The sequence below is a fragment of the Pseudenemella bisphenolivorans genome (assembly GCF_051133435.1).
Classification (GTDB): domain Bacteria; phylum Actinomycetota; class Actinomycetes; order Propionibacteriales; family Propionibacteriaceae; genus JAAYAO01.
The window spans coordinates 1-12158 of the sequence record NZ_JBPGNY010000008.1; the positions used below are offsets into that span (position 1 = coordinate 1).

Genomic DNA, 12158 nt, shown 5'->3' on the forward strand with positions numbered 1-12158 from the left:
CCACAAACCCTCGAACCAGACCTTTGCGCAACACGGTCACACCCCCTGGATCTGGTCACACTGCGCACCGCGCAGTAGCGAGACAACGGTGTACAAAACGATCTGGTCCCAGCCGGACTCTTCTGAACAACCGGACTCTTCGTGGTAGTCCGATACGTTCTGATGGAACGTTTTAAACATGGTGGGTCCACTTCCACTCTTCAACTAGTGAATAGTTAGTCAATGTGTCGGTTAACTGTGTGTTAGAAGCAAATAAATCTCTCCGAACGCTGTGACCCGCGCGGGCAGCGTAAATACCCGCGCTTGGTTCGAGGCGCGAAGAAGCACAAACTTAGTATGTGCAATAAACGTGCAGGGGTAAGTTTCCACCCATCCCAACGCGGGCGTCGCTCACCCAAGGATGCGTGGAGAGTATGTATTGACGTGAAGTTTGAAAATGCTAGGAGAGTTGCAACGTCGTTAGGCACGTCAGTACTTCGTCACCCGCAGTCGAAACAGGAGCGACCCCAGATTTTCCATCCACTTCGAGGGTGAGGTTTGTCGTTAATCCTCGCGGCAGCCACAACCCGATGAACCCGTTGTCATACGTCCGTCGGGTTTCATCTATCAGCACCTCCCCGGTGTCGGCGTCAGTGACTGTCACATGAACTTCTGCGTTGCTTAGTTCACCTATGCAGGTGGTCAGGCTATGGAAGTGGCAATCGTGCGTTCGAGATACGTACGGGGCCACGGACAAGTAGAATTCGTCACGCGGCAAGGGCAGCGAAACTTCACGGTCCTGGTTATCGCTTAGCGCGAGTTCGGTGGGGCGTACAGACGCGATGAGGTTTGCCGGACGGTCAGCAACAGGCATGGTATCGAGGAGCTCGATCACCTGACGCGCGTCCAGCCCTTCGAGGCCATGATCAGCCATCATGGCGTTGTCGGTGGGGGAAAGATCATTTTCCGGGGATGGCGAACACCCCGAGACAGTGGCGCCGACGGCCAGAAAACCCGCCAAAAGGATGGTCAGGAGTGCGGGACGACGGAGCCGACCGCCGAATGACCCGAAGCGTGGGTAGATATTCATGTTTCCTCTGCATATGTCGCTAAATGTCATCGGTGAATGGGAAATCAGCGCAGTATGTGTGCTGAATTCGACCGGGGATCATCTCCGACAGATGCATAAAAATTGCAGAGAAGGCGTACGAGCTAGATTCGTAAAAGGATTTCGAAGCAATGGGCCGGACGGGATAGTACGCCGAATCCTGACGGAAATCGGTTTCGACAGTAAGGCAAGTGGCACACTGCCAAGGAGTGCCATTACACATAGCAATGCCAGCCCCATGTGGTCATGTGGACAGTCGGACCCGGAGCCGGGGGACGAGTCCTGGCTGACAGGCGCAGTTGCCGCGACAGCTATATCCGGCGTATTAGCGGCGGTCGCGGTGAACTCAGAATTCAAGGCGGGGGGAGACGCTGTCGCGCTTAGGCTGTTGCCCAGAAGCCCGCATAGTCCCGCGATGGCAAGAAGGCCACACATGAGAAGAACGCGAAAAGCGGATGCGTGAGCCCATCGCCCAACTGAACCCGCTGCGCTCATGTAAGGGATTCTATAGCTTCTTGGCCTGAAGCCAACTTTGCCGTTGAGGACCCTGTTTATTGTGAAGATTTGATGAAGATCCACGAGCCGGAAGCCAGCCTTTCACCGCCCAGATGCTGCAGAGGTGAGACTGAACAGGATTGTCGAGCTGCCCTGGGCAGCGTCCAAGCAGGTCGCCGACGCAGGGGATGCGCAGGGGCCACGTTTCATCGCCAATTCATCGCTTGAAAGATACCCCTAGGGGGTATATACCGGGGGTGGGGTGCGTTCCCGCATCCTCCGCAAGTTTCAAGGAGATCGTCATGATCGAATCCGGCCCTACCCAGCTGCCATTGGCCACTAGCGGCTGCTCGTGCTGCGCCCCGGCCAGCAACGCGATGGCCGACACCGGAGGCCACAGCGCCGGTGCCGCCCAGACGGGAACCGACGTTGTGACATACCAAGTAGAGGGAATGACCTGCGGACACTGCGTGGACCGTGTCGTCAACCGTGTAAGTGCCCTTGACGCGGTGGACGGTGTCCGAGTCGAACCAGCTGTGCACGGAATTTCGTCCGTCATCGTAACTGGGCGCGCCTCCACCGACGCCGTCCGGGCGGCAATCGAAGCGGACTACCGTGTCCTCTAATCAAATCCGCAGACGTCGGCATCACGCCGCCGAGTCGCGGTAGGAAGGTGCACTCTCATGAGTTCTCCGCACAACCACGATCCCGCTGCTGAGCACACAGATACGACCTCCCACACTGACCACGGCAACCACACCGGTGACGCCGACACCCACGGTCAGGCGATGTCCCACGATCACGCCCACTCGGCGCTGGATGAAGATCACCATGTCCACGACCACGGTGAGCACGCCGGGCACAGCACGGCCATGTTCAAAAACCGGTTCTGGCTCTCGCTAGTGCTATCCGTGCCAGTGCTGATCTTCAGCCACATGGTCGGACAGCTACTGGGGTACCAGGTTCCCGAGTTCGCCGGCTCAGCGTGGATCGCCCCGGTACTGGGCACCGTGATCTACCTCTACGGCGGCATGCCCTTCCTCAAGGGCGGGATCACCGAACTACGCTCCCGCCAACCCGGAATGATGCTGCTGATCGCGATGGCCATCACCGTGGCCTTCATCGCCTCCTGGATCACGACCCTGGGCATCGGGAACCTCATGCTGGACTTCTGGTGGGAACTGGCACTGCTAGTGACCATCATGCTGCTCGGCCACTGGATGGAAATGCGCGCACTGGGTGCGGCCTCGTCTGCCCTAGACGCCCTAGCCGCGCTACTGCCGGACGAGGCAGAGAAGATCGTGGACGAGGGCACTATCACCGTGCCGATCACCGAGCTCGCAGTCGACGATGTGGTGCTGGTCCGGGCCGGAGCCCGAGTGCCAGCCGACGGCACCATCATGGAGGGTGCTGCCGAGTTTGACGAGGCGATGATCACCGGAGAGTCCCAGCCCGTGCTGCGCCAAAGCGGGGACGTGGTGGTCGCCGGGACCGTGGCCACCGACAACACCGTGCGGGTGAAGGTAACAGCCGTCGGGACCGACACGACCCTGGCCGGGATCCAGCGAATGGTCGCCGACGCCCAAGAGTCCTCCTCTCGGGCCCAGGCCTTGGCAGACCGGGCCGCCGCGCTGCTGTTCTGGTTTGCCCTGGTCGCGGCGATCATCACCGCGATCGTGTGGACTGCGATCGGGCAGCCAAGTGATGCGATCACCCGAACGGTAACCGTGCTGGTAATCGCTTGCCCGCACGCACTAGGACTGGCTATTCCGCTGGTGATCGCAATCTCCACCGAGCGGGCAGCTAAATCCGGGGTGCTAATCAAGGACCGGATGGCCCTAGAGCAGATGCGCACCATTGACGTGGTGCTGTTCGATAAGACCGGCACCCTCACTGAGGGCGCCCACGCCGTGACCGATGTCATGACCATGCCGGACGTGACCGAGGCGCAACTCCTGGCCTACGCGGCCGCCGCCGAGACCGACAGCGAACACCCGGTGGCCAGAGCCATCGTCACTGCCGCCGCCGACCACCCCGAAGCCAGCACGATGCGCAAGCGTGGCACAGATTTCAGCGCAGCCATGGGACGCGGGGTGCGCGCCACCGTGGACGGCTCCGAGATCCTCGTCGGCGGACCAAACATGCTCCGTGAACTCGCCCTAGACACCCCAGAACCCATCAGCGCCAAGACCCAGACCTGGGCAGACCGAGGCGCAGGAGTGTTGCACGTGGTCCGTGACGGCTCCGTTATCGGTGCGGTCGCGGTAGAGGACAAGATCCGCCCCGAGTCCAGAGCCGCCGTGGCCGCATTGCACGCACGTGGAGTAAAGGTGGGATTGATCACCGGCGATGCCCGTCAGGTCGCTGAGACCGTGGCAGCCGACCTCGATATCGACGAAGTCTTCGCCGAGGTGCTGCCCCAGGACAAGGACTCTAAGGTCAGTGAGCTGCAATCCCGAGGACTGACCGTGGCCATGGTCGGTGATGGCGTCAACGACGCCCCAGCTCTGGCTCGCGCCGAGGTCGGCATCGCCATCGGGGCTGGCACCGACGTGGCCATGGAATCGGCCGGCGTGGTACTGGCCAGCAACGACCCGCGCGCGGTGCTGTCCATGATTCACCTCTCCAAGGCCAGCTACGCCAAGATGGTCCAGAACCTCGTTTGGGCCACCGGATACAACGTAATTGCCGTCCCGCTGGCCGCCGGCGTGCTCGCCCCCATCGGATTCGTGCTCTCTCCCGCAGTGGGCGCGATCCTGATGTCTGCCTCGACCATCGTGGTGGCACTCAACGCCCAACTCCTACGCCGAATCAACCTGGACCCAGAGCGCCTAGCGCCTATCGCTCTTCCACGGTCCCAGGCTCCTCTTCAACCGACGACCGCGCATTGACGCCCCCTGAAGGCCCCGGCTTGGCGTCCTATATAGAAATCTATACAGTTATGGCATGACAGCATTTGCTTCAGCTCCGCACGCCATCTCGGTCACCGAGGCATCGACCCGAGGCGTGTCCAGCTTGGTCAAGTCAGCCGAGCACGGGGAAGACATTGTGGTCGAGCGTCATGGCAAGGCTGTGGCTGCGATTGTCAGCATGGCCCACCTGGAGGAGATCAGCCGCCTCGAACACGACCTGCGGGAGAGCGTCCTGCTCCTTGCGCGAATGGTGACCGACAGTGGTGTGCGTACGGACTTGGATGCCGCGATCGACGCCTTTGGCTTGGATCGGGCAGAACTCGAAGCTGAACTGGCCGACGATCTGGCTTCCGGTCGCGAGTGAGCCGCGGATCAGGTCGGCATCGCGACGCTGAAGCAGTCGTCGTTCGACTCACCGACAGCGCGTTGTCCGACCTTGAGACGATCCAGCGGAAGGGCGATCCTCAGGTAGTGCGGTGGGCGTTGAAGAAGTGCCTGCTACTGGAACAGGACCCTGAGGCCGGCGCCCCGCTACGTGGGAGCTTGGCTGGGTTTCGAAAGCTTGTGGTTGGCGATCGAGACTGGCGCATTGTGTGGCGGGTGACTCATGACGATTCTGGGGCGATCGTGGTCGACGTCGCGGAGGTGTGGGCGTTTGGAGCGCGCAGTGATGCCGAGGTGTATTCCGAAGTGCAGGATCGGGTAAGGACACTAGAAGGTTCGCCACACACGATCCCGCTCGCACAGGCGCTATCAGCGCTAGGCAAAGCTGCCTATGGGCTGGAAGCCTCGACTGAACCTACTGCTGCCGATGCCGTACCGGACTGGCTCGTGCACACGCTGACCAGTGTTGTGAAGATGCCTCGCCAAGAAGTCAACCGACTAACACCGGATCAGGCGCAACAAATCTGGGATGCCTACATCGGTTCACCACGCGGTTAAGGCACAGTCGCTTTCTGCCTACGACATTCTCGAGGCCGCCAACTGAGCTGCCCGCACCATGCGCATGCCGCTGATCATCCTCTCGGAATTGATTCATCTGATGCCATACGCAGACTACGAAATGTCATAATCACTATTATCGGCCATAATTCAGGCCTACTGGAAGCTAGAATCACGACCTATACTAGCAGTATGCAGACACTCCCGATCTCGAAGGTCAAGGACAAACTCAGCGAGTATGTCGACGCCGTGTCACTCACCCACGACCAGGTGACGATCACCAAGAACGGCTCACCCGCAGCGGTGCTCATCGGCGCAGACGAGTGGGAATCACTCCAGGAGACACTCTTCTGGCTCTCCCGCCCCGGCGTCCTCGACGACGTCGCCCGAGCCCGCCAGGAGCTCGATGCCGGAACCACCTCGAGCGAGGACGAGATCCGAGCCGAGTTCGGCGTCCCGCGCCGGCAGTCGCGGTGAGCAACACACCCGAGAACGACGCCTATCGGGTCGAATTCGCCAGTACCGCCCAGCGTGACCTCCGCGGCGTACCACCCCGCATCGTGCCAGCCATCATCGAGTTCGCCTACGGCGACCTCGCACGCTCACCGCGACGAGTCGGCAAGCCCTTGCAGCGCGACCTCGAAGGGCTCTGGGGCGCCCGGCGAGGCCCCTACCGACTCATTTACGAGATCTTCGATGAACGTTTGGTCGTGCTGGTGATCCACGTCGCCCACCGTGCAGACGTCTACCGCCCACGCTGATCGCGACTGCTTAGCAGCGCCTCACTCCGGCAATGCGGATGCACGAAAAGGCGTCGCACCCCACCCGCACGAGGTCAGACCCCTCGAGACGCCGGCCCGGGTCGTGCAAGAGGTTTTTCACGAGTCCGACGCGAGACAGCGACGAACGAACACGCCGGATCGTGCGCCGCCAGCGACGAAAACTCACCGAGGCCCGACTGCGACACCCACCTCCTCGAAAGCGTCCGCGGCCAGGGATACCGCCTTCGGACCTAGGCAATGTGCTGCACCCATCAGTCCAGCGACAGGAACTGGCGCAACTCTGCGAAGGCTTCCCGCACCACGGTGTAGTGAGCCCACCTGCCGCGCTGCTCCCGTACCAGAAGTCCAGCCTCCACAAGCTTCTTGAGGTGGTGACTGATCGTGGGCTGGCTGATGTCGAGGACGTCAATCAGATCGCAGGCACACACCGCGTCACAGCCTTGGGCCGCCACATGCGACATCACCCGCAGGCGCATCGGATCGGCCAGCACTTTGAATTGCCGCGCAATCCGCTCTGCCTCTGCGGCCCCGAGCGGTGCGGCGTCCAGCGCGCAGCACTCGGTCGCCAGGCTCAGCTCCGTGTTGTCCACCGAAGGGCTCATCCCGTGATCATACATTGACGGCCATCGATGTGTAAGCGTAGCCTGCGCATATAGATACCCATCAATACAAGGAGTTACGTGCCGATGAGCACCCCCGCAACAACGGCGGCGCAGCAAGCAGCGCCGGTGGCGAAGGAGATGTCCTTCCTAGACCGGTGGTTGGCGATCTGGATCCTGGCTGCGATGGCTGTCGGACTGCTGCTGGGGCGCTTCATACCCGGGCTCGACCGAGCGTTGGACGCAGTGAAGATCGGCGGGATCTCCGTGCCGATCGCCATCGGATTACTAGTCATGATGTATCCGGTACTGGCGAAGGTTCGCTATGACGAGATGCACCGAGTGACCGGCGATCGGAAGTTGCTCACCCTGTCCCTGTTCCTCAATTGGGTCGTCGGACCAGCGTTCATGTTCACTCTCGCTTGGGTCTTCCTGCCCGATCTGCCGGAGTTCCGCACCGGACTGATCATCGTGGGCCTAGCTCGTTGCATCGCGATGGTCTTCATCTGGAACGACCTGGCCCGCGGTGACCGCGAAGCAGCTGCGGTGTTGGTGGCCATCAACTCAATCTTCCAGGTCGTAGCCTTCGGCGCCCTGGGCTGGTTCTACCTCCAAGTACTGCCGTCCTGGCTGAGACTAGAGACCACCTCAGCGCAGTTCTCCGTCTCAGCCATTGTGGCCTCGGTCCTAGTCTTCCTCGGCATCCCACTCCTTGCCGGCTTCCTCACCCGCGTGCTGGGGGAAAAGGCCAAGGGACGCCACTGGTATGAGGAGAAGTTCTTACCCAAGATTGGGCCGTGGGCCCTCTACGGGCTGCTCTTCACCATCGTGCTGCTGTTCGCCATGCAAGGTGAGGCGATCACCTCACAGCCCTGGAATGTGGCCCGGATGGCCGTGCCGCTGCTGCTGTACTTCGTCCTCATGTTCGTCATCAGCCTGTTCGCTTCCAAAGCGGTGGGTCTGAACTACGCGAAATCGACCAGCGTGGCCTTCACCGCTTCGGGCAACAACTTCGAACTGGCCATTGCCGTAGCAATCGGCACCTTCGGAATCACCTCGGGTCAAGCATTGGCCGGAGTCGTGGGCCCACTCATCGAGGTTCCCGTCCTCGTCGGCCTTGTCTACGTGGCCCTGTGGGCCGGCCCCAAGCTCTTCCGTAACGACCCGACCGTCCCGAAGCGTTCAACCTCTGGAGTTCGATCATGACCCTCAAGCCCAGTGTCCTTTTTATCTGCGTCAAGAACGGCGGCAAGTCCCAAATCGCTGCCGCGCTGCTGCGCCACCACGCCGGAGACGCGATCGAGGTCCACTCCGCCGGCACCACACCAGGTACCTCCGTCAACGGTCTCGCCGCCGAAGTGGTTGCCGAATCAGGCGCCGACATGGCCGGTGAACAGCCCAAATCGATCGACCCGGACCTCCTACGTCGCGTTGACCGGGTCATCGTGCTCGGCCAAGAGGCCCGCGTCGAACCTGCCGCAGGCATGACAGCCACGATCGAAACCTGGACAACCGACGAACCCTCCAATCGCGGCATCGAAGGAATCGAACGAATGCGTTTAGTCCGCGACGACATCGACAGCCGGGTCCGCGCCCTGCAAGCCGAGCTCCTCAACAACTGATCACACCCCTGACGGGACGCCCCCACATGCGCAGCCGCCACGCCGACGCCGGTGCGCGGACCATTGGACGCTCGCGCCTTCCTCACACCACACCACCTTCCTCACCCCTATCCGTCAGGAGACAAGAAATGACTGATACGTCCCCACGCACCTCAGAGTTGCCGGTGGTCATCATCGGCGCCGGCCCTGTCGGTTTAGCAACCGCAGCACATGCGAAAGAGCGCGCGCTCACTGCCGTAGTACTCGAAGCCGGCGACTCAGTAGGTGCCGCGATCCGCACATGGGGACACACGAGACTGTTCTCGCCGTGGCGCTACAACATCGACCACGCTGCCCGACGACTCCTAGAAACCACCGACTGGCAGGAACCCGACTTAGCCGACCTGCCGACCGGACACGAACTCATCGACCAATACCTCACCCCGCTCGCAAGCACGTTGGGTGACATCATCCGAACCGGCGCCCGCGTCATCGCGATCTCCCGTGAGGGCATCGACAAAACACGCAGCGCGAACCGTGACAACACCCCGTTCCTCGTCCGCATAGCCCATTCCGATGGCACGTTTGAGGATGTGCGCGCCCGTAGCGTCATCGATGCCTCCGGCACGTGGGACCAGCCCAACCCCCTAGGCCGCGCCGGCCTGCCTGCACCTGGCGAGGCCGAGGCCGCAGCCAGTGGCCACATCACCGGTCCCCTGCCGGCAGTGACCGGCAGCGACCGCGACCGGTTCGCCGGTCGACACGTTCTCGTCGTCGGAGCCGGGCACTCTGCGGCCAATACATTGCTCGATCTCGTGGAACTGGCCCAGGAGGAATCGGCGACACGCATCAGCTGGGCTGTACGGTCTGCGGATGTGTCCAGCGTCTATGGCGGTGAGGGCCGCGATGAGCTCGCTGCCCGCGGAGCCTTGGGCTCTCGATTGCGCGCTGCGGTGGAATCCGGCCTCATCGAGGTCCACACATCCTTCGTCATCAACGGGTTCGAAGCGGCAGGCGACCAGGTGTGTGTGTCCGCATCGGGACCGGACGGCCCCCAGTCCCTCACCGTTGACCTGGTTGTGCCTGCGACCGGCTTCCGGCCAGACCTTACGATCCTCAGTGAGCTTCGCCTCGAACTCGACCCTGCCGTAGAGGCACCACGCCAGCTGGGACCGTTGATCGACCCAGAGTTCCATTCCTGCGGCAGCGTCGAGCCCCATGGCGAGAGCCTCCTGGCACACCCAGAGCCCGGCTTCTACATCGTAGGGATGAAAAGCTACGGACGAGCCCCCACCTTCCTCATGGCCACCGGCTATGAACAGGTCCGCTCCATCACAGCAGCGTTGGCCGGGGACCGCGCCGCCGCAGACGCTGTGCACCTCAACCTCCCCGAAACAGGCGTGTGCAGCACCGACCTCGGCGGGTCATGCGACACCGCGGGACCACAGCTGGTGACGATCGGCGCACCAGCATCCTCCTCGTGCTGCTGACGCCTACTCAATAGACCGGTTCCCACTGACATGCCGACAAGTGGTGGCCATTACCAGCCACCGGTCTCCGGACCACCCATGACTATCGCCCAGGTGGTGGCCTCCTCCACATCGCCGAGACCACCACCTAAAGCGCTTTCTGCACCACTCACTGCCGGATGGCTGTCAGCGATCTCGCCGACACTGGATGAGTCACACTGCGATCGCCGCGACCCTATTCGTTGGCCGCTACGAACCGTCTTCATCGACACTGGCTCCTACCGCTGAGTACGGATCTCAGCCAGCAACTCCGCCGCCTCGGCCTCATCTACATCGTCGTCATGCTCAGCCGACGACTGAGCAATGAAGTCGCTGCGTCGCTCATGGAGCTCATCGCGATACTTCAGCACATCACGAAGCCGGAGCTTCCGACGCACAGTCCCTGGGACAGTAGCCCTCAATTGCCCATCATCAATCAGCTTCACCACCGTAGGCCGGCTTACCCCCAAGATTTCAGCCGCCTGCTGAGTGGTGATCTCCTGATCCACAGCCAAGATGTTCACCGACTGCCCGCGCCGCAGCGCCTCGGCTGCCCGCTTAAGGATGTTGTACAACCCCTCGGTCAGCTCGACCCGGTCGCCCTCGTACGCTCCCGACAGGTAGTACGACGCTTCTGGAGCTCGGCCGCCCTGCGATTCATGCTGCCGGATGAAGCTCAAGAACTCATCGAGTGTGGCCTCGTCCTCAGCCGTCGTCGACGTGAACACCTCCGGCGCACTAGCACTCATAGCGGCCCTCCCGTCTTGTCCTGTCTCGTAGGGTTCCGTCTTGCCAAGATACGCCACTTACGAAACTTACGAAAGTCGCAGTTCGTCCTCCTAGGCCCGTGCGGAGCTCGCTCGCGCATCGATCGGGCGAGATTCTTGACCCCACACCCCGCAAGGCAGCAAGGACTGCAAACCGGGCTAGAGGTAGTGGATCCTCTCGCCCGAGAGCACCCTCGCCTCGCCCGGACGCTCGGCCCAGACGACAACCTCGACCCCGACCATCGCGCTGATCTCACGATCGAGTCGCGCCAAGTCGCCGCTGGTCAGGTCCGTCACCTCGGGCAGGTCGACCTGGATCTCTGCGGGAACGCCGGGCACACCCTCGTGGCCGGCTCCTGCCCAGCCGACGACGCGAGCGTTGTGCAGGCCGTGACCGTCGAGCACCTGCTTGATCTCGTGAGCGCGCAACAGGATTCGGTCGATGGGAGTCAGGTCCATGCAGATAATTGTCGTCAATGACTCGGCCAAATTAGTCATAATAACTCGAACATACCCCCAGGGGTATAAAGGGTTTGCGGTGGCCACCTTCAAGGCCTGTTCGCGCGTGCACAGCCTCAGTCAGTGCTGGGCGGTACCGTGCATCCCGTGATCGACATTGGACTGAATTCGCCGGAAGATGAGGCGTTCCTTGACCGGCAGATGGCCACCATTGAGTTGCTCCATACCTACCGCGATCAGATGCGCGGAAAACTGCCTGCCGACAGTGAGTTACTTCGCTTGGAGCGAAGTACCCTTGGTGGAGCAGTCAACTTGATCGACACGGTGAGTGCGGCGATGGAAACCTCGCAGGATTCAGTCACGATGCTCAAAGAGATCCTGCAGGAGTCTCATCCTACGAAACCGATCGTACTGCAGAGCCTCCTCCGATCGGCTCTCATGGGCGCTGGCAGAGTTGTCTTTGCTCTTGGGCCTGAAGACCCCTTAGAACGGCTCGCCAACTGCAGAGCAATCGTGCATCAAGATGGCCACAGCTACGTCAGCGCGCTCAAAGACTTTGCAACCTTCCAAGCCATAGAGGTTCTGCGCCCCACTGACGATGAAGTTGAGGCAACCACACAGCGCCACCGATCAACCTATGGGGGAAATCGTCCACGTGGGGAGTTCAACACGATCCAAGCCATGGCAGAGACCATCGGTAAGCTAGTCGAACAGCAGGCTGATGACTCTCAACCCGTCGCAGCGCTTTCCGACAGCATCAAATGGTGCTGGCATGTATACAGCGGTGCTGCACACGGCTACGGCTGGCCGCGCTACGTCCCCTCGTTTAGCCGTAATGGCACAACTCGAATGCCCGGAAGCTTCCTCACAGACCTCGGAATTGTTGTCCCGGTGGTTCACACCGCATTTCACTTTCTCCTACTTCGATCTAAATCTGCAGCAGGGTGAGCCCGTCAGAAGAACCCCTGCAGTCTCGACTGGACGGACCCTTGACCCTGCGGCCGCC

The 12158-nt window shown here is 61.5% G+C and carries 14 protein-coding genes; 10 read left to right on the plus strand and 4 right to left on the minus strand.

What is annotated here, in order from left to right; translation table 11 throughout:
- Positions 1 to 439: 439 nt before the first annotated feature.
- A complete protein-coding gene (locus ACR4XW_RS15565) occupies positions 440 to 1069 on the minus strand; it encodes a CueP family metal-binding protein (protein ID WP_434761493.1) in 630 nt (209 codons plus the stop codon).
- An 890-nt stretch (positions 1070 to 1959) separates the two neighbouring features.
- Here ACR4XW_RS15565 and ACR4XW_RS15570 point away from each other — a divergent pair.
- The 6 genes from ACR4XW_RS15570 to ACR4XW_RS15595 all read left to right on the plus strand — a co-directional run bounded on the left by ACR4XW_RS15570 (position 1960) and on the right by ACR4XW_RS15595 (position 6197).
- Positions 1960 to 2208 carry a heavy-metal-associated domain-containing protein gene (locus tag ACR4XW_RS15570; RefSeq protein ID WP_434761546.1) on the plus strand — a complete coding sequence of 83 codons (249 nt, stop codon included), beginning with the start codon at positions 1960 to 1962 and terminating at the stop codon, positions 2206 to 2208.
- 57 nt (positions 2209 to 2265) lie between these two features.
- A complete protein-coding gene (locus ACR4XW_RS15575) occupies positions 2266 to 4473 on the plus strand; it encodes a copper-translocating P-type ATPase (RefSeq protein WP_434761494.1) in 2208 nt (735 codons plus the stop codon).
- Between the two features lie 55 nt (positions 4474 to 4528).
- Positions 4529 to 4858, plus strand: coding sequence for a type II toxin-antitoxin system Phd/YefM family antitoxin (locus ACR4XW_RS15580; protein WP_434761495.1), 330 nt, complete (start codon positions 4529 to 4531; stop codon positions 4856 to 4858).
- Complete coding sequence (locus ACR4XW_RS15585) at positions 4855 to 5436, plus strand: type II toxin-antitoxin system RelE family toxin (RefSeq protein ID WP_434761496.1); 582 nt, start codon at positions 4855 to 4857, stop codon at positions 5434 to 5436. The genes ACR4XW_RS15580 and ACR4XW_RS15585 overlap by 4 nt, the downstream gene beginning before the upstream one ends.
- A 192-nt stretch (positions 5437 to 5628) precedes the next feature.
- A complete protein-coding gene (locus ACR4XW_RS15590) occupies positions 5629 to 5913 on the plus strand; it encodes a type II toxin-antitoxin system Phd/YefM family antitoxin (protein ID WP_434761497.1) in 285 nt (94 codons plus the stop codon).
- Positions 5910 to 6197 (plus strand): type II toxin-antitoxin system RelE family toxin, encoded by a 288-nt coding sequence (locus tag ACR4XW_RS15595; protein ID WP_434761498.1) that lies wholly within the window; start codon positions 5910 to 5912, stop codon positions 6195 to 6197. The genes ACR4XW_RS15590 and ACR4XW_RS15595 overlap by 4 nt, the downstream gene beginning before the upstream one ends.
- A 272-nt stretch (positions 6198 to 6469) precedes the next feature.
- Here ACR4XW_RS15595 and ACR4XW_RS15600 read toward each other — a convergent pair whose 3' ends face one another.
- Positions 6470 to 6820: an ArsR/SmtB family transcription factor gene (locus tag ACR4XW_RS15600; protein WP_434761499.1), complete on the minus strand. Its 351-nt coding sequence runs from the start codon at positions 6818 to 6820 to the stop codon at positions 6470 to 6472.
- An 84-nt stretch (positions 6821 to 6904) separates the two neighbouring features.
- On the opposite strand from ACR4XW_RS15600, the gene arsB reads away from it, so the two are divergent.
- From arsB to ACR4XW_RS15615, 3 genes are all read left to right on the plus strand, one after another.
- Positions 6905 to 8023: an ACR3 family arsenite efflux transporter gene (arsB, locus tag ACR4XW_RS15605; RefSeq protein WP_434761500.1), complete on the plus strand. Its 1119-nt coding sequence runs from the start codon at positions 6905 to 6907 to the stop codon at positions 8021 to 8023.
- On the plus strand, positions 8020 to 8439 hold the full coding sequence (locus tag ACR4XW_RS15610; protein ID WP_434761501.1) for an arsenate-mycothiol transferase ArsC: 420 nt from the start codon (positions 8020 to 8022) through the stop codon (positions 8437 to 8439). Before arsB ends, ACR4XW_RS15610 begins: the two co-directional genes overlap by 4 nt.
- Positions 8440 to 8567: 128 nt before the next feature.
- On the plus strand, positions 8568 to 9908 hold the full coding sequence (locus tag ACR4XW_RS15615) for an FAD-dependent oxidoreductase (RefSeq protein WP_434761502.1): 1341 nt from the start codon (positions 8568 to 8570) through the stop codon (positions 9906 to 9908).
- A 257-nt stretch (positions 9909 to 10165) separates the two neighbouring features.
- Here the strand turns inward: ACR4XW_RS15615 and ACR4XW_RS15620 are convergent, their stop codons facing one another.
- Complete coding sequence (locus ACR4XW_RS15620) at positions 10166 to 10675, minus strand: excisionase family DNA-binding protein (protein ID WP_434761503.1); 510 nt, start codon at positions 10673 to 10675, stop codon at positions 10166 to 10168.
- 177 nt (positions 10676 to 10852) lie between these two features.
- Positions 10853 to 11152: a hypothetical protein gene (locus ACR4XW_RS15625; protein WP_434761504.1), complete on the minus strand. Its 300-nt coding sequence runs from the start codon at positions 11150 to 11152 to the stop codon at positions 10853 to 10855.
- 147 nt (positions 11153 to 11299) lie between these two features.
- On the opposite strand from ACR4XW_RS15625, the gene ACR4XW_RS15630 reads away from it, so the two are divergent.
- Positions 11300 to 12100 (plus strand): hypothetical protein, encoded by an 801-nt coding sequence (locus tag ACR4XW_RS15630; protein ID WP_434761505.1) that lies wholly within the window; start codon positions 11300 to 11302, stop codon positions 12098 to 12100.
- The last annotated feature ends 58 nt before the right edge of the window (positions 12101 to 12158 follow it).

What these genes read in the sequence shown, in the direction of transcription:
- ACR4XW_RS15580 (WP_434761495.1), top strand. Translation starts at nt 4,529, where the DNA reads ATGACAGCATTTGCTTCAGCTCCGCACGCCATCTCGGTCACCGAGGCA.
- ACR4XW_RS15610 (WP_434761501.1), top strand. Translation starts at nt 8,020, where the DNA reads ATGACCCTCAAGCCCAGTGTCCTTTTTATCTGCGTCAAGAACGGCGGC.
- arsB (WP_434761500.1), top strand. Translation starts at nt 6,905, where the DNA reads ATGAGCACCCCCGCAACAACGGCGGCGCAGCAAGCAGCGCCGGTGGCG.
- ACR4XW_RS15575 (WP_434761494.1), top strand. Translation starts at nt 2,266, where the DNA reads ATGAGTTCTCCGCACAACCACGATCCCGCTGCTGAGCACACAGATACG.
- ACR4XW_RS15620 (WP_434761503.1), bottom strand. Translation starts at nt 10,675, where the DNA reads ATGAGTGCTAGTGCGCCGGAGGTGTTCACGTCGACGACGGCTGAGGAC.
- ACR4XW_RS15615 (WP_434761502.1), top strand. Translation starts at nt 8,568, where the DNA reads ATGACTGATACGTCCCCACGCACCTCAGAGTTGCCGGTGGTCATCATC.
- ACR4XW_RS15565 (WP_434761493.1), bottom strand. Translation starts at nt 1,069, where the DNA reads ATGAATATCTACCCACGCTTCGGGTCATTCGGCGGTCGGCTCCGTCGT.
- ACR4XW_RS15600 (WP_434761499.1), bottom strand. Translation starts at nt 6,820, where the DNA reads ATGAGCCCTTCGGTGGACAACACGGAGCTGAGCCTGGCGACCGAGTGC.
- ACR4XW_RS15570 (WP_434761546.1), top strand. Translation starts at nt 1,960, where the DNA reads ATGGCCGACACCGGAGGCCACAGCGCCGGTGCCGCCCAGACGGGAACC.
- ACR4XW_RS15590 (WP_434761497.1), top strand. Translation starts at nt 5,629, where the DNA reads ATGCAGACACTCCCGATCTCGAAGGTCAAGGACAAACTCAGCGAGTAT.
- ACR4XW_RS15625 (WP_434761504.1), bottom strand. Translation starts at nt 11,152, where the DNA reads ATGGACCTGACTCCCATCGACCGAATCCTGTTGCGCGCTCACGAGATC.